This window comes from Catellatospora tritici (genome assembly GCF_019083965.1).
Classification (GTDB): domain Bacteria; phylum Actinomycetota; class Actinomycetes; order Mycobacteriales; family Micromonosporaceae; genus Catellatospora; species Catellatospora tritici.
In genome coordinates this window covers 53,999-68,125 of sequence record NZ_JAHRCY010000021.1, presented here as the reverse complement: position 1 = coordinate 68,125, position 14,127 = coordinate 53,999, and the positions used below count along the sequence as shown (strand labels likewise).

The 14,127-nt window shown below is 70.9% G+C and carries 14 protein-coding genes; 8 read left to right on the top strand and 6 right to left on the bottom strand.

All coding sequences use genetic code 11. From position 1 onward, the window contains the following. Positions 1 to 249: 249 nt before the first annotated feature. Entirely contained in the window at positions 250 to 618 is a 369-nt protein-coding gene (locus KUA19_RS33655; protein WP_217402691.1) for a protein kinase family protein, read from the top strand. 116 nt (positions 619 to 734) lie between these two features. Continuing rightward, positions 735 to 1,475 (top strand): hypothetical protein, encoded by a 741-nt coding sequence (locus KUA19_RS33650; protein ID WP_217402690.1) that lies wholly within the window; start codon positions 735 to 737, stop codon positions 1,473 to 1,475. 71 nt (positions 1,476 to 1,546) lie between these two features. Here KUA19_RS33650 and KUA19_RS33645 read toward each other — a convergent pair whose 3' ends face one another. Further along, entirely contained in the window at positions 1,547 to 2,527 is a 981-nt protein-coding gene (locus tag KUA19_RS33645; protein WP_217402689.1) for a DUF2804 domain-containing protein, read from the bottom strand. Between the two features lie 162 nt (positions 2,528 to 2,689). Here KUA19_RS33645 and KUA19_RS33640 point away from each other — a divergent pair, with 162 nt between their 5' ends. After that, on the top strand, positions 2,690 to 3,544 hold the full coding sequence (locus tag KUA19_RS33640) for an alpha/beta fold hydrolase (RefSeq protein WP_217402688.1): 855 nt from the start codon (positions 2,690 to 2,692) through the stop codon (positions 3,542 to 3,544). A 15-nt stretch (positions 3,545 to 3,559) separates the two neighbouring features. Here KUA19_RS33640 and KUA19_RS33635 read toward each other — a convergent pair whose 3' ends face one another. The 3 genes from KUA19_RS33635 to KUA19_RS33625 form a co-directional block, all read right to left on the bottom strand. Continuing rightward, positions 3,560 to 4,909 carry a condensation domain-containing protein gene (locus KUA19_RS33635; RefSeq protein ID WP_217402687.1) on the bottom strand — a complete coding sequence of 450 codons (1,350 nt, stop codon included), beginning with the start codon at positions 4,907 to 4,909 and terminating at the stop codon, positions 3,560 to 3,562. Positions 4,910 to 4,990: 81 nt separating this feature from the next. Continuing rightward, positions 4,991 to 5,434, bottom strand: a complete 444-nt coding sequence (locus tag KUA19_RS33630; RefSeq protein WP_217402686.1) for a pyridoxamine 5'-phosphate oxidase family protein — start codon at positions 5,432 to 5,434, stop codon at positions 4,991 to 4,993. Positions 5,435 to 5,478: 44 nt separating this feature from the next. Beyond that, positions 5,479 to 5,937 carry an iron chaperone gene (locus tag KUA19_RS33625; protein WP_254550516.1) on the bottom strand — a complete coding sequence of 153 codons (459 nt, stop codon included), beginning with the start codon at positions 5,935 to 5,937 and terminating at the stop codon, positions 5,479 to 5,481. Between the two features lie 207 nt (positions 5,938 to 6,144). Between KUA19_RS33625 and KUA19_RS33620 the strand changes: the two genes are divergently transcribed. After that, on the top strand, positions 6,145 to 7,002 hold the full coding sequence (locus tag KUA19_RS33620) for a hypothetical protein (RefSeq protein WP_217402684.1): 858 nt from the start codon (positions 6,145 to 6,147) through the stop codon (positions 7,000 to 7,002). Positions 7,003 to 7,217: 215 nt separating this feature from the next. Continuing rightward, positions 7,218 to 8,204, top strand: a complete 987-nt coding sequence (locus KUA19_RS33615; RefSeq protein WP_308167803.1) for a GNAT family N-acetyltransferase — start codon at positions 7,218 to 7,220, stop codon at positions 8,202 to 8,204. A gap of 138 nt (positions 8,205 to 8,342) precedes the next feature. On the opposite strand, the gene KUA19_RS33610 is transcribed toward KUA19_RS33615, so the two are convergent. After that, complete coding sequence (locus KUA19_RS33610) at positions 8,343 to 9,254, bottom strand: GNAT family N-acetyltransferase (RefSeq protein WP_217402681.1); 912 nt, start codon at positions 9,252 to 9,254, stop codon at positions 8,343 to 8,345. 133 nt (positions 9,255 to 9,387) lie between these two features. Between KUA19_RS33610 and KUA19_RS33605 the strand changes: the two genes are divergently transcribed. Continuing rightward, positions 9,388 to 9,645, top strand: coding sequence for a hypothetical protein (locus KUA19_RS33605; protein ID WP_217402679.1), 258 nt, complete (start codon positions 9,388 to 9,390; stop codon positions 9,643 to 9,645). Between the two features lie 72 nt (positions 9,646 to 9,717). Continuing rightward, a complete protein-coding gene (locus tag KUA19_RS33600) occupies positions 9,718 to 10,446 on the top strand; it encodes a hypothetical protein (RefSeq protein ID WP_217402677.1) in 729 nt (242 codons plus the stop codon). A gap of 44 nt (positions 10,447 to 10,490) precedes the next feature. Here the strand turns inward: KUA19_RS33600 and KUA19_RS33595 are convergent, their stop codons facing one another. Further along, a complete protein-coding gene (locus KUA19_RS33595) occupies positions 10,491 to 13,154 on the bottom strand; it encodes a ricin-type beta-trefoil lectin domain protein (protein ID WP_217402675.1) in 2,664 nt (887 codons plus the stop codon). A 315-nt stretch (positions 13,155 to 13,469) separates the two neighbouring features. Between KUA19_RS33595 and KUA19_RS33590 the strand changes: the two genes are divergently transcribed. Beyond that, entirely contained in the window at positions 13,470 to 14,105 is a 636-nt protein-coding gene (locus KUA19_RS33590; protein ID WP_217402673.1) for a class I SAM-dependent methyltransferase, read from the top strand. Positions 14,106 to 14,127 lie beyond the last annotated feature (22 nt).

The window sequence follows — 14,127 nt, the reverse complement described above, 5'->3', positions numbered from 1 at the left end:
CCACCTAGTCGATCAGGCGGGCCAGGTCCCACTGGGCGTTGGTCAGCCCGGCCCCGGCCGCCACCCGCAGCCACCGGCGCACCTCGGCGTGTGACGGTCCCACGGGAGCGCCCGTCCATTCACGACAGCTATGGCCCATAGGTCACTGCGTGCGCGAATTTTTGCGCCTCGCCAAACTAACCCGGTCCCCCGGCATGGACGGCCTCGGTTACGCTGTCGCGATCATGCCCGCCCGACGAAGGGGACGTCATGTTCGGTCTGCGCCGCAAGAAGCCACTCGGTCCTGACTTCTCGCACGTCACCTCCGAGGCGGAGGCGGCCCGGCTGGCCGCCCAGGGCATGCTGGAGAAGCTGTTCCTGCTGCCGCTGGAGTTCGGCGGCCACGACATCCCGCAGAACTACGTGTTCGTCCCGGTCGGCGTCGGACAGATCAAGCAGCAGATCGACCTCGGCATCGTCCGGCAACTGGTGGCCGACGGCACCGTCACCCAGTACACGGCGACGCCCGAGTACGCCGGGGACAGTTTCATCCCGGTCGCGGTGGTCATCACCGCGCACACACCCGGCTCCTTCACCACGACGATCAATGTCTGGGGCGAGGCAATCCAGCGCGACTGACCCACATCGCCTCCGGTCGCGACGGTGCCCACCCATTCGGGCCCGTCGGCCTACTCAGCCGTAGTTGAGTAGCACGCCGCATGCGCCTGCCGAGCAGGTCTGAGAGGCTGCTCGGCATGAAACGGGGAGTGATCACGCTGGGCGTGGCGACCGCACTGCTGCTCGGCGGCTGCGCGTCGTCGCTGGCAGACCTGGCGGCCGAGGACGCGATCCAGAAGGCGGCCAGGATCGGTCGCGACATCCACGGCACGCGCAACGCCAACTGGACGGCCGAGCAGATCGGGCGCCGAGCGGCCGGACGCGAGGACATGACGCTGCTCGGGGTGGCGGGCAAGGACGTCTCGGGCGGGGTGACGCTCACCGTCAAGGTGAGCGGCACCGGCGCGAAGCAGAACATGTTCGGCGGCACCAGCGACTCGGCGACCTACGACTTCTGCTACACCATCAAGGTCATGCTGTACGACGCCGCCTACCCCGACCCCGTGGACTGCCCGGCCGGTCCGGCGGTCACCTACCCGCCGCTGCCTCCAGCGCCGGTGCTGCCGGATGTCGACGCCGTGGCCAAGGTGTTCGCCGGGGTGACCGACGAGGCGACCGCGCGGGCGGCGGTGGCGAAGCTCGCCCTCGAGCCACGCATCACGGTGGACGTGGTCGCGCGGGGCACCACGGTGGGTCTGGCGTTGCGGGCCGTCGACACCGAACGAGCCACGTTCGACTGCCGCCTCGCCCGCACCGACACCGGCCAGGGCGGCAAGCCCGAGGTCTGGCGGCCTGACTCGGTGTACCTCCAACCTGGCGAGATGAGCTGCACGGCCGCCGAGGCCGCCGGTGGCCTGGGCCAACGTCCACCCCACTGACACCAGACGTGAACAAGGGCCCCTTCTTCTACCCGAAGCGATAACAAGGGGCCCTTCCTTGCTTGTGACCGCTACCAGCGGTTGCGGGCTTCCTCGGCCCAGCCGACCAGCCCGTCGAGGCTGGTGCGGGTTCCGTCGTCGGTCGCGGCCCAGCCGGTGAAGTGGCCGAAGCACTGGTGGGTCTCGTTCGCGACGACGCCGAGGTTCGTCCGGGCGACCTTCTCGTGGAACGGATGGAATTCGACCTCGACCCGGTCGCCGCTGATCCGCCAGGGACGCAGCCAGTCGGACCGGTCGTAGCTCCACCGCAGTTCGGCACCGATCTTGTGTAGGCGGCCGTCGACGAACAGGGCGTTCTCGGTGCTCCCGGTGCCGTCGGTCCACTTGCCGCCGAGCTGGATCGCCCGGCCGGGGGCCGCTGCGGCGGCCCAGTTCCAGGTCATGGCGTACGGCCACTTGCCCCGGCCGTGGTCCAGCACCGCGAACGCGTCCGGGCCGCCGATCTCATGACTGCGCCCGTGCAGCTCCAATGTGCCGTGGACCGGACGGCCGACGTCCTTGACCGTGTACTGGAACCGCCTGCTGCTCCACGGCACGACCACGCCCAACGACTCGTGCCCTTCCGGCAGCGGCACCTCCAGGTTCAGCCGCACTCCGCGCCCGGTCGCGTGGATGGTGGTGCCGTCGGGGCGCTGCCCGATCCTGATCTCCAGCCCTCCGCCGCGTACCGACACGTCGCCCGCACCACCGCGCGGCGGCAGCACCACCGCGCGGGCCAGCGGCACCACCGCGTCGGTCGCGGTCTCCTCGCCGGTGGCCCGGTCCAGCACGTAGACGCTGTGCACACCGGCGTAGTCCAGCGAGGATGCGACCAGTCCGATGATGTGCGAGGGGGTCACGACGCCCCAGTACTCCCAGCGTTTGGCCCGGCCCCAGCCGCGCAGGTTGGCGGTGTGCAGCGGGCGGCGGGTCCAGCCGACCGCCGCCGGGTTGAGCCGACCGTCAGGCAGGCACAGGTCAACCGGCGAGGTCAGCTCGGGTTCGTGCGTCATCGGGGGAGGATAGCGCCGCGTCGACGACACGGAGCTGTCGGCGCAGCTCGGCGGCTGTTCGCGGCCCCGGGCGGACTGTCCGCGATGGAGGTCGCCGACGTCGCGGCACGCTGTGAGATAACTAACCGACCGGTCGTTCTTATTTATTGCTAGCCTGCCGACATGAACGCTGCGATCCTCCTCACCGGACGGCTGCTGAACGCCACGGCCGCCGTCGCCCCGCCCATCGGCCGGGCCGTCGCGTACAAGCTGTTCTTCCGCCCGACCGGACGCGCCAAGGTTCACCCCCGCGAGCAGGACGTCCACGCGGCCGCCACGGTCGGCGAACTCGAGCTGGACGGGGTGCCGGTCGCCACCTACGTCTGGGGCGACGGGCAGCGGCCGGTGCTGCTGGTGCACGGCTGGAGCTCGCGCGCCTCCCGGTACGCCGGGATGATCGCCGACCTGCTCCATCGTGGCTTCAGCCCGGTCGCCTTCGACGCCCCCGGCCACGGCGCCTCCGGCGGCACCTCGACGAACCTGCTGCAGTACGAGCGGATCATGCGGATGCTGCAGGACCGGCACGGCGACTTCGCCGCGGTCATCGCGCACTCGTTCGGGGTCCCGTGCGCCTTCCATGCCCTGCGCAACGGGCTGCGCGCCGACCGGCTGGTCGCCGTCAGCGGCCCCGCCGAGTTCGACCACCTGGTCACCGAGTTCACCCGGCAGCTGCGCCTGCGGCCGTCACTGTCGGAGCACCTGCGCGTCCAGTCGGTGCGTGACATCGGCGTGCCCGACCTGTGGACGCGGTTCTCCAGCACCTACGAGCCCGCGGCCGTGACGGTGCCGCTGCTGGTCGTGCACGACGAGGACGACGACGTCGTCGAGGTGGGCCACGGCCGCCGCCTGCACGCGGCGTACCCGGGGTCGCGGTTGCTGGTCACGCGCGGGCTCGGCCACCGCCGGATCCTGGGCGACCCGCGCATCGTCGCGCCGGTCGGCGCCTTTCTCGAAGCCGGGACGCCGGTGTCGCGCTGAGCGGAACGAGGCCGGTCAGACGCCGGTCCGGGTCGCCGGGTCCAGCGCCGCCTCGGTCGTCAGCGCCGCCATGCCGGTCAGACACGCCCGCAGGTCCGCGGGCGACACGTGGTGCGTATCGCCGCAGACCGTGAGCACGAGCGTGTCCGGCTCGTCCTCGACGTGCACGAACAGCCGCTCGAACGGCCGGTCCTGGCGGCGCAGCCAGCGGAACGCGGTGCGGTCGGCGGCCGCCTGGACCTGTTCGGCCGTCGGCTCCGGCCCGGGGGCGTCCCGGTGGCGGACCCGCCGGTCGTTGAAGAAGCACGAGATGTCCAGCGGTTCGCCCCGCTCCGACTCCACCCGCGCCACCAGTTCGGCCAACTGCTCCGGGTCGTAGTAGGCGTACTTGTAGGCGGCCATCGAGCGCTGGCGGGTGCGCCGGACCACCTCGTCGAACGTGGCGTCGGCGACGTCGAGCGCGCACAGGCTGGTCTGGTTCACCGGGCTGACGACATCGGCCAGGCCGGGCCGGAACCGGTTGCTCACCACGGTCCGGACCACCGCCGGGTTGACCGCGGTCAGCCGGGCCAGCACCACCGCGAACGCGGCCAGCAGCACGGTGCCGGCGTCGGTCGCGGTCCGCGCCGCGATCATCCGCACCGCGGCGTGCATCGCGGGCGAGGTCAGCTCGCCCTCCCAGTAGCGCGGCTCGCGGGGGTCGTCCGACCCCGAGAACCGTCGCGCCGGGATGGCCCGAAGCAGCCCCTCCCAGTGCCGCATCGCCATCTCGTGCTGCCGCACGCCCGCCGGAGTCGCCTGCCATCTGGCCTGCTCCAGCGGCTGCATCAACGCCGCCGGTGACCCGGCCTGTCCGGTGACCGGATCGCGTTCGGCCAGATCGGACGTGATCACCAGGCTGCCGAACCCGTCGCTGACCAGGTGGTGGAAGACGACCACGACATGCGTCGCCACGCCACCGCGCATGACCACGCCCATCCGCAGCGGCCACTCGGCGGTGTAGTCGTACTCGGTGGTCCAGTAGCGCTGTCGCACCCGCTCGCCGACCTCGGCGGGGTCCTCGCCATCGGAGTCCACGATCTCCAAGGCGATCTCGCCCGATGCCGACACCACCTGCCGCGGCCGACCGTCGGCGTCGAACCGCAGCCGGGTACGCATCGACTGGTGGCGGCTCATGTTGAAGCGAAGCTCGGCCACCATGTCGTCCAAGGTGGTGCCCGGGGGCAGCGGCAGGCAGCCGCCGACCGGAATGGCCGACTGCTGCCGCCGCATCGCCGACCAGATCTCCCGCTGCCCCCAGGACAGCTCACCGGTGCCCGACCCCTCACCGTGGAAGGACACCATGATCTGGTTGACGGTGGTCATACACCGACCTCTAATCCAGTCGAACGGCGAGCGCGAATGCTGCCACACCATACTCCGGCCGCGCGGGCCGGTCGGCAGCCGTCACACCCGCCACCGACCGTCGACCATCAGGTCCCGGCCCGCCAGTTCGTCGGCCTCGCGCCAGGCCTGGACCAGCTCCGGCCGGATGCGGAAGTACGGATAGTTCCGTGACCTGCGGGGGTCGAACCCGGTCTTGGCCGCGAACTCGTCCCCGACCCCGGCCGGAAGTTCCGCCACGATCTCGGCGGCTCCCTCGATGAGCACCACGTCGCGGGTCGGCCCGACCGTCAGCCGGACCCGCCCGTTGGCGCGCAGGTTGCGGGCGGTCGGGTTGGCGGCGGCCGTCGAGATCAGCAGCGTCTCGCCGTCCCACAGGTAGGACAGCGGCACCAGGTACGGGGTGCCCGTGGGGTCCGCAGTGGCCACCCAGGCGTCGACGTCGTGTTCGAGCCGGTGCAGGGTGTCCTGCTTGCGCTGCTCGGCGGTACGGGGCGAGGTCGTCATGGCGGTCGGGGCTCCTGTTCGCGATGAGGTTCGGGTGCGACCGGTCAGTCGGCCGCGCGGGTCACGAGCTCGGCGATCCTGGCCTCGGTGGCCGGGGTCAGCTCGGTCAGCGCGAAGGCGGTCGGCCACATGGTGTCCTCGTCGAGGTTCGCCGCGTCGTTGAAGCCGAGGGTCGCGTACCGCGTCTTGAACTTCTGCGAGTTCTGGAAGAAGCACACGATCTTGCCATTCTTCGCGTACGCGGGCATGCCGTACCACAGCTTCGGGGCCAGCTCCGGGGCGCTGGAGGTGACGATCTCGTGCAGTTGCCGCGCCATGGCCCGATCCGGCTCCGGCATCTCGGCGATCTTCGCGAGCACCTCGCCCTCGGCTTCGGCACGGGCCGTGCTCGGGTCGCGCCGCGCGGCAGCCTTCAGCTCGCGGGCGTGCTCCTTCATCGCGGCGCGCTCGTCGTCGCTGAAACCGTCGTGCTTCTTGCTCTTCGCAGTGGTGGTGCCGCTCATGGTCACTCCTGAGGTCATGGGCCGCGTCGACCCTTTCTCGTCCTTGCCGAGGCCTTTCCCGGCCACAGGACAAGCCTCACGCAGCGGCCGACCTGACACATCCGTGCCCACCACGGAGAGCGCCACGGAGTCGGGCTCAGCGGCCGGGGCACCTGCCGGGTCGGTCCTTGCTACCCTGCCCGGACCAGATCCTGGGGAGGTCTCGACATGGTGCTGCGGCTGACACGCAGACTCGGTATCGCGGTAACCGCGTGCGTCGCGGCGTTGACGGCCGCCACATCGGCGACGGCGGCACCTGCGCCGATCGACACCTACGCGGCGATCACCGGCGCGCCCAGCAGCGTGACTCCCGGCGCGACGCTGTCGTTCACGCTCACCGTCAGCCAGCAGTCAAAATACCGGCTCCACCTGATCCAGCTGCCGTTCCAGATCTGGAACACCTGCATGTGCGCGCCGGACGACGCCACCGGCACCACCGCCAGCTTCCTCGACCCGACGACGCACACCTGGCACACGACCCTGCCCGCCGAGGCCAACACGTACCCGGTCGAGTTCTACCCGGATCAGCCGCTCCTGTCTCCCGGCCAGCAACTCCAGGTGCCGGTACGGGTCAGCCTGAAAGGGTTCCGGTCCGGCACCTACAAGCTCTCCCCCACCGGAGCCGGGGTCGGCAACGCCTTGGACGCCAACGGCAACCAGGTGCAGTACGACGTCAGGTCGCACGTGGGCAGCGACCGGCAGTTCCGGATCGGCACCGGTTCGACCACCAAGGCCCCTGTCGCGAGCAGCCGTCCCCGCTCGGCGGCAAGCCCGAAGGCCGCCCCGCCGACGACCCCTGCGGCAGCCACGTCGTCGCCCTCCGCGTCGCCCATGCCCACCCCCGCGCCGACCGAGGATTCGCCGTCCCCGGCTCCCATCGCCCCGGTCGCGGACACCCGGTCCGCGCCCGACGCGTTCGCCTGGTGGTGGCTGATCGCGCTGCCACTGCTCGGCGCGGCCGGGCTGATCCTCTCGCGACGCCGCAGGCCCACCCCCGGCACAAGCCAGCCGCGCCCGACAACGTAGCCCCCAGCCGCACGGCTCCGCCGCAAGGAAGGGCACCTTCTTATCGCTTCCCGTAGTAGAAGGTGCCCTTCTTACGGAGCACACCGGTAGAACCCGTTTGCCCATGCGAGATACGGCACGGATACTGGAGGGCCTAACTGATCTTGGATGGTCCGAAGGTCGGTGACGAACGTATGACGGCTCCGGCTGTCACACGTACCCCGAGAGGACCCCGCGTGAGCCCCGACGCAGCCCAGACCGTGCGGTTCCGGACCGCGACCACCGGACCAGACCTGGACCAAGCCCTGGCACTGACCTCGGCCGAGCCGGTCTGGCGGCTGCCCGCCGACCGCTACCGCGCCGAGGCCGCACAGCGCCAGTACCGTCCCGAGTGGACCTGGGTCGCCCAGGACCGCGACGGTCGGATTCTGGCCCGCGCCCTGTGGTGGGGGCAGCACGACAGCACCCACCCGCTGGCGCTGGACTGTCTGACCACAGCCGACGAGGTCCCCGCCGCCGACCGGGCCGCGCTGGCGGCCGGGCTGCTCGACGCTGCGCACTACGCGTTCGGCGAGGCGGGCGCGCCGCAGCCGCCGCTGTACAACCTGATGCGGCTGCCGGGCGGTTGGCGCGACGATTCGGCGTACGTCACCGCGGTCACCTGGCGGCAGGAGGCCGCCCGCCGGGCCGGGTTGACCGTCGAGGTGGAGCGGCTGCAGTACGAGTGGACGCCGCAAGCCGGTGTTCCCGAGCAGCCCGAGCGGCTGGTCTTCACAGCCGAACCCGACGACGAGGTGTTCCTGGCGGCGATGCTGCGCGTCGCCGAAGGCTCGCTCGACGCGCACACCCGGGAGGGCGAGGCCGCGCAGGGGGCGGAGGCCACTGCCCGCGAGGCGCTGGCGTTCTACCTCGACCGGCCCGGCAAGCGGGAGTGGTGGCGGCTGGCACACACCCGCGACGGCGCCCTGGCCGGACTCGCGATCCCGTCCGCCACGCCCTACCACCGCAACGTCGGCTACCTCGGCGTGGTGCCGGAGCTGCGTGGACACGGGTACGTGACGGAGCTCCTGGCCGCCATCACACGTTTTCACGCCGCGGCCGGAGCCGAGGTGATCACTGCCACCACCGACCTGGGCAACCGTCCGATGGCGAAGGCGTTCGAGCTGGCCGGATACCGGACGACGGAGGTCCGTCTGATCTTCTCCGCCCCGATCCAAGGCTGACAGGTCCGGCTATCCAAGGCTGACAGGTCCGGCTGCCCAAGGCCGACAGGTCCGGCTGCCCAAGGCCGACAGGTCCGGCTGCGCGGCTGGGTCCGTCCCACGGACCGGCATCCGGTAGCTGCGGGGCCGTGCGGGTGGTCAGCGGGAGATCACGAGGTTGGCCATGTCGACCACCGGCCGGTAGCCGAGGGCGGCGTAGATCTTGTTCGACGTCGGGTTGGCCTGGTCGGTGAACAGGCAGGCCCGCGCGCCCTCCGCCTGGATCCGCCGGGACACCTCGGCGACCGCGTTGCCGGCCCAGCCCCGGCCCCGCTGCCCCGGTGGCGTGTACACCGGACCGATCCGGGCCACCCCGAACGAGGGCGGATTGGCGCCGGTCAGGTGCACCGGCGCACCGGTATCGTCGACCCAGAACCACAGGCGGCCGGATTCGATCCGGCGCAGCAGCTCGGCGCGGTCATGGATCTCGTGCGCGCCGTCGCCGCGCGTGCGGCCCGCCTGCTCGTCGGCGTCACCCACGAACGCGTCGAACCATCGTGCCACCAGATCCAGGTCATCGCCGGTGGCGGCGACGAGCAGGCCGGGCACGGGCCTTGGCCCCACCAGCTCGCCGAGTTCGTGCAGGCGGGTGTGGCGACCGACCTCGACCCGGCCACCGCCGAGCCGCACCAGTTCGGCGGCGCACAGCTCGACGCCGGGCAGTGCCCCGTTGACCGCAAGCACCTCCTCGCCCCGCTCGTGCAGCGTCCGGGCCAGCGCCACGGCCGCCTCGTCCGGCATCGGCAGCAGGAACAGCGGGTACGGCGCGGAGGGCGCCGCCCGCATACCGGCCCCGACCACGGCGCCCGAGTCGTCGTACACCGCCAGCCACCAGTCACGGTCGGGGGTCGGCATCCCCGCGGCGAGCTGCGACAGCCTTCGGTGGGCAGCCGTCGTGACGACCGTGCTGACGACCGGGTCGGCGGCCAGATGGTCTCCGACGGAGGCGAGGAACTCCCCGGGCTCGGTGAAGAACCGCAGGCGCACGCCGTTGTTCCGGATTGCACTCATTTGTGGATGCTAACCAGCACGCCAGGTCGAGGACAAAGGCATTCCACCTCCAGGCTCGAACCGGTGGCACCCATCTCGGCCGTCCTGGTTAGTTCGGCCCACTCCTGAGGCATACAGATGTCGGGAGGCAGTCATGTATGACGACTCGACATCGATGGCCGGAACCGGCCGGGTTCTCAACCGCGAGCAGTTCGTCGCATACGCTCGGGGCAGGATCGACGCGGCCACGGCCCTGTTGCACGAACACGCCCGTGTCAACGGCGTGTGCACCTGCGGCCGGGCACTGCCCTGCCCGCTGGCCCAGACGCTGGCGAGCACCGCGACCCATTACCGCAGACGCCTGGCCGCGATCGCGGGCACCGCACCACCGCGGCGCGCCCCGAGACGTTAGCCGCTCCGGCCACACCGAGATCGGCCCCCGACGAACACACGAAATTGGCGCAACGCTGCTACGGTCCGGCCCGTGCTTCTCACCCGGCCACGCAGACGCGCCCTGCTGTTCGTCCTGATCGCCCTGGCGGCGGCGGCATCCCAGGTCGCCGCGGTCAACGTGCCGGAGAGCCAGTTGGTCCTGGAGGATTCGCTGAGGTTCGGACCGTCGGTGGTGGGCCTGGCGGTGTTGGTGTACGTGAACCTGCGGCCCTCGGGAAGCGACGCCAGGTTCGCCGTGACAGGTCACGGCTTCACCACCTCGTCCCGGTCCTGGCGCAGGTGGGCTTTCGTCCTCGTGCTCGTTCAGGTCCACGCCATCGCCAACCAGCTCGACCGCGGACCACGTTACGGCTTGGTCGTCGGCCTGCTGATCCTCGCGGGCGTCGGCATGTTCGGCGCGATGATGTGGTGCGACGTGCCGAGGCTGGAGCTGCGCCCGAACGGCGTCCGACTGAGCCTGCTGCGCAGCAGGGAAATACCCTGGCCTCAGTTGCGCCGGCAGTTCCCGCCGACCTCCGAGGCCTCCTCCTCAGCCGCGGCGCGACAACCCGAGCGGTCGCGCCGCGACCGCGACCGCGCCCGCGACCGCGACCCAGCTGAAGGCTGGGACGCCGACCCACGGTTCGTGGCGGCCGCCATCAGGTGGTACCTCGACCATCCTGAGCACCGAGACGCCATCGGCACCCAGGCTGAGCACGACCGCCTCGTGTCCGCGCTCGCCGACTCACAGTCGGTCGGCGACATCGGAGCGCTCGCATAGACGAGGCCGGGCGGGCGGGTGACCCGCCCGCCCGGCGCACGCGGTCACTGCTTGCTGAAGACCTGCGCGGTCGAGCCGTTGCAGTCGTAGATCTGCAGCCTGGCGCCGTTGGCAGTCGACCCGCTCGGGGAGTCGACGCAGCGCCCCGACTGCGGGTTGCGCAGTCCGCCGTTGGCCTGCGGCACCCAGACCTGGGCGCCGCCACCGTTGCAGTCCCACAGTTGCAGCTGCACCCCGTTGGCGGTGCCGTTGCCGGTGACGTCCAGGCACCGGCCCAGCGAGCGCAGCGTCAGGCCGTTCCAGGCCCAGCGCTGGTCCTGCGAGGTGTACTGGCAGTCCCACAGCTGTACAGCCGCACCATTGCCGCCGGTGTCGTCGGCGGCCACGTCGACGCACTTGCCGCCGGGACCGAGGATGTTGGTGGCGCTGCCGGAGCCGCCGCCGACGCGGACCAGTTGCGCCCCGGAGCCGTTGCAGTCGTAGATCTGCAGCCGGGTCCCGTTGGCGGTGGCTCCGCTCGGGGAGTCGATGCAGCGCCCGGACTGCGGGTTGAGCAGCGTGCCGTTGGCCTGCGGGACCCAGTTCTGGGCGCCGCCGCCGTTGCAGTCCCACAGTTGCAGCAGCGCGCCGTTGCCAGTGCCGTTGTTGGTGACGTCCAGGCACCGGCCGAGGGTGCGCAGGGTGCTGCCGTTCCAGGCCCAGCGCTGGTCGGCGGCGTAGCCCTGGCAGTCCCATAGCTGCACGGCCGCGCCGTTGCCGCCGGTGTCGTCGGCGGCCACGTCGACGCATTTGCCGCCGGGGCCGTAGAGGTTCTGTCCGCCGGGCGGCGGGCTCGTGTTGAGCTGCTTGGACGCCGCGATGATGCCGAGGTTGGCGGCGCGGACGCGGGCGGCGTCGAACTTCATCACCTGCCGGTCGTAGGTCCAGAAGCCGTTGACCTCGCCCTCGACGTCGAACGGCTGGGTGTAGACCAGGGCGCTGACGCCACGGCTGTACATCAGGGTGGTGGCGGAGTTGATCAGGCCGACGTACCGGTCGGTGATCGACGTGGCGTTGGGGTGCATCTCGTACGCGCCGAACTGGCCGTTGGGGCTGTACTCGTGGCCGGGGGTGCGCACGCCGAGGCCGCCGTACTCCCCCAGCACCGAGACGCGGGTGCCCGACGGGATCGGGGCGTCGGGCCCGACGTACATGTGCCAGTCGATGAAGTCGCCGTTGGCGGGGTCGCCCTTGGAGGCGCAGCAGTTGAAGCCGCTGTGCGCGTTGACGAACCGGGTCGGGTCCTGGTTCTTGACGTTCTGCACGATGCGGGTCGTGTCGGCGAGGTTCCACTCGCCCCAGCCCTCGTTGAACGGGACGTAGGCGATCACCGACGGTGCCGAGCGGTGCTCGTCGACGATCTGGCCGAGCTCGGTCTCGAACTGGGCGTGCTGCTCGGCGGTGCCGGGCACGCCGTGCATGCTCGGCATGTCCTGCCAGACGAGCAGGCCGATGCGGTCGGCGTGATAGAACCAGCGCTGCGGCTCGACCTTGATGTGCTTGCGCACCATGTTCAGGCCGAGGTCCTTGATCTTCTGCACGTCGGCGGCCAGCGCGGCGTCGGTCGGGGCGGTGTACAGGCCGTCGGGCCAGAACCCCTGGTCGAGGGTGCCGTTCTGCAGCACGAACTGGCCGTTGAGGGTCGGCATGAGCCGCCCGTTGATGACGGCCTTGCCGACCTCACGCATACCGAAGTAGTGCATGGTCTGGTCGACGGTGGTCCCGGCCGCGTTGCGCAGCGAGATGCGCAGGTTGTAGAGGAACGGGTCGTCGGGTGACCAGCGGCGGGCGTTGGGCACCGGAACGCTGAAGTCGGTGAACGCGCCGGTGGCGCTGCCGACGACGGTGCTGCCGTTGAGGGCCTCGGCGAACACCGAGTGCCCGGTCACGTCCCCGCGGGTGAAGACCCGCACCCGCAGCGTGTTGTTGCTGAGGTTGGGATAGAAGTCGACGCTGTAGACCGACGACGTGGGCGTCGGCTCCAGCCACACCGTCTGCCAGATGCCCGACGACGGGATGTACATGATGCCGCCCGGGTTGCGGACCTGCTTGCCCCGGGCCGGGTTGGTGCCGTTGACCCCGGAGTCGGTCGGGTCGAACACCTTCACGATCAGCTCGTTGGTGCCGCCGTTGAGCTGCGGGGTGATGTCGAACTCGAACCGGTCGTAGCCGCCGGTGTGGCCGCCGACCTGTACGCCGTTGACCCATACCGTGGTCTGCCAGTCGACCGCGCCGAAGTGCAGCTGCACCCGCCTGCCGGACCAGGCCGCCGGGACGGTGAAGGTACGTCGGTAGAACAGCCAGTAGCGGTTGTCGTTGGCGGCGCGCTTGATGCCCGACAGCGCCGACTCGACCGGGAACGGCACGTTCACTCGCTCGGGCAGCGTCTGGCCGAACACCGGGGCGTCGTTGGTGGTCGACTGGCGCAGCTGCCACTCGCCGTTGAGGTTCATCCAGTCCGGCCGGGTCATCTGCGGCCGGGGATACTCCGGCAGCGGCGTGCCGTTGAGGGCCTGGGCGGTCCAGGGGGTGGTGAGCGGGGACGGCTGCGCGGGCGCGGCGGCGGCCGGTGTCGCGGTGGTGGTCAGCCCGGCCGCGATCACGGCCAGGCCGGTGAGGGCGGACAGTACGGCGCGTCGCAGGCGTGCCGGGGGGCGTGCTCGCTGCATGGGTTCTCCTTGGGACGGAGCGCGTCAGCGCGGTCGGCGCGGTGCCGCACGCGGGAGAAGGCGGCACCGCTCTATAACGTTATTTTGCTGTCCCATAGATAACCGTCCTGATTAACATGTGTCAATGCCGACCCCGCTCGGCGGACCTCCGACCCCCGTCCCACCTCGGCCCGGCGCGGTGCACCTCGGCTCGGCACGGTGCAGTTTCGGGGAAAGTGCTGGAATCTTGGGCCATTATCGTGCATTTTCCCGAAACTGCACGAACGGCCGTCGCCGATGTCGACGGGACGGCCGACAACCCGAGGGACGCCGATAATGAGCGGCATGACGGTGCGATACGACGAAGTGCTCGACCCGCTGCGGGAGGCGTACGACGCGCGGGCCGGCGAGCGGGACAGGCTCGCCAAGGACCCGTGGAAGCTCGCGGAGCGGCAGGCCTTCCGCGACCGGCTGGCGCCGTACGCCCGGGTCCTGGAGGTCGGCGCGGGCGCCGGGCACGACAGCGCCTACTTCCAGGAGGAGGGCTTCTCCGTGGTCGCGGCCGACCTCTCGCCGGTGATGGTGGAACACTGCCGGGCCAAGGGCATCGAGGCCCACGTCATGGACTTCCTGCGGCTGGGCTTCCCGCCCGCCTCGTTCGACGCGGTGTTCTCGATGAACTGCCTGCTGCACGTGCCCAACCGCGACCTGCCCGCGGCCTTGGCGGCCATCTGGGCGGTGCTGCGCCCCGGCGGGCTCTTCTTCCTCGGGGTGTACGGCGCCGACGAGAGCCGCGAAGGCCCCATGGAGGATGACAAGTACGTGCCGCCGCGCTTCTTCTCGTGGCGCACCGACGAGCAGCTGCTCGGCTTCGCCACCGCGTGCTTCGAGGTCGTGGACTTCCACTCCGTCGACGCTGGGCGCGGCAACCGGTTCCAGTCACTGACGCTGCGCGTACCGGACCCCGTATAGGGTCCCGGGGCGCCGTGGTGGG

Coding starts and splice junctions, on each gene's coding strand:
- KUA19_RS33655 (WP_217402691.1), top strand. CDS start 250: ATGTTCGGTCTGCGCCGCAAGAAGCCACTCGGTCCTGACTTCTCGCAC.
- KUA19_RS33650 (WP_217402690.1), top strand. CDS start 735: ATGAAACGGGGAGTGATCACGCTGGGCGTGGCGACCGCACTGCTGCTC.
- KUA19_RS33645 (WP_217402689.1), bottom strand. CDS start 2,527: ATGACGCACGAACCCGAGCTGACCTCGCCGGTTGACCTGTGCCTGCCT.
- KUA19_RS33640 (WP_217402688.1), top strand. CDS start 2,690: ATGAACGCTGCGATCCTCCTCACCGGACGGCTGCTGAACGCCACGGCC.
- KUA19_RS33635 (WP_217402687.1), bottom strand. CDS start 4,909: ATGACCACCGTCAACCAGATCATGGTGTCCTTCCACGGTGAGGGGTCG.
- KUA19_RS33630 (WP_217402686.1), bottom strand. CDS start 5,434: ATGACGACCTCGCCCCGTACCGCCGAGCAGCGCAAGCAGGACACCCTG.
- KUA19_RS33625 (WP_254550516.1), bottom strand. CDS start 5,937: ATGAGCGGCACCACCACTGCGAAGAGCAAGAAGCACGACGGTTTCAGC.
- KUA19_RS33620 (WP_217402684.1), top strand. CDS start 6,145: ATGGTGCTGCGGCTGACACGCAGACTCGGTATCGCGGTAACCGCGTGC.
- KUA19_RS33610 (WP_217402681.1), bottom strand. CDS start 9,254: ATGAGTGCAATCCGGAACAACGGCGTGCGCCTGCGGTTCTTCACCGAG.
- KUA19_RS33605 (WP_217402679.1), top strand. CDS start 9,388: ATGTATGACGACTCGACATCGATGGCCGGAACCGGCCGGGTTCTCAAC.
- KUA19_RS33595 (WP_217402675.1), bottom strand. CDS start 13,154: ATGCAGCGAGCACGCCCCCCGGCACGCCTGCGACGCGCCGTACTGTCC.
- KUA19_RS33590 (WP_217402673.1), top strand. CDS start 13,470: ATGAGCGGCATGACGGTGCGATACGACGAAGTGCTCGACCCGCTGCGG.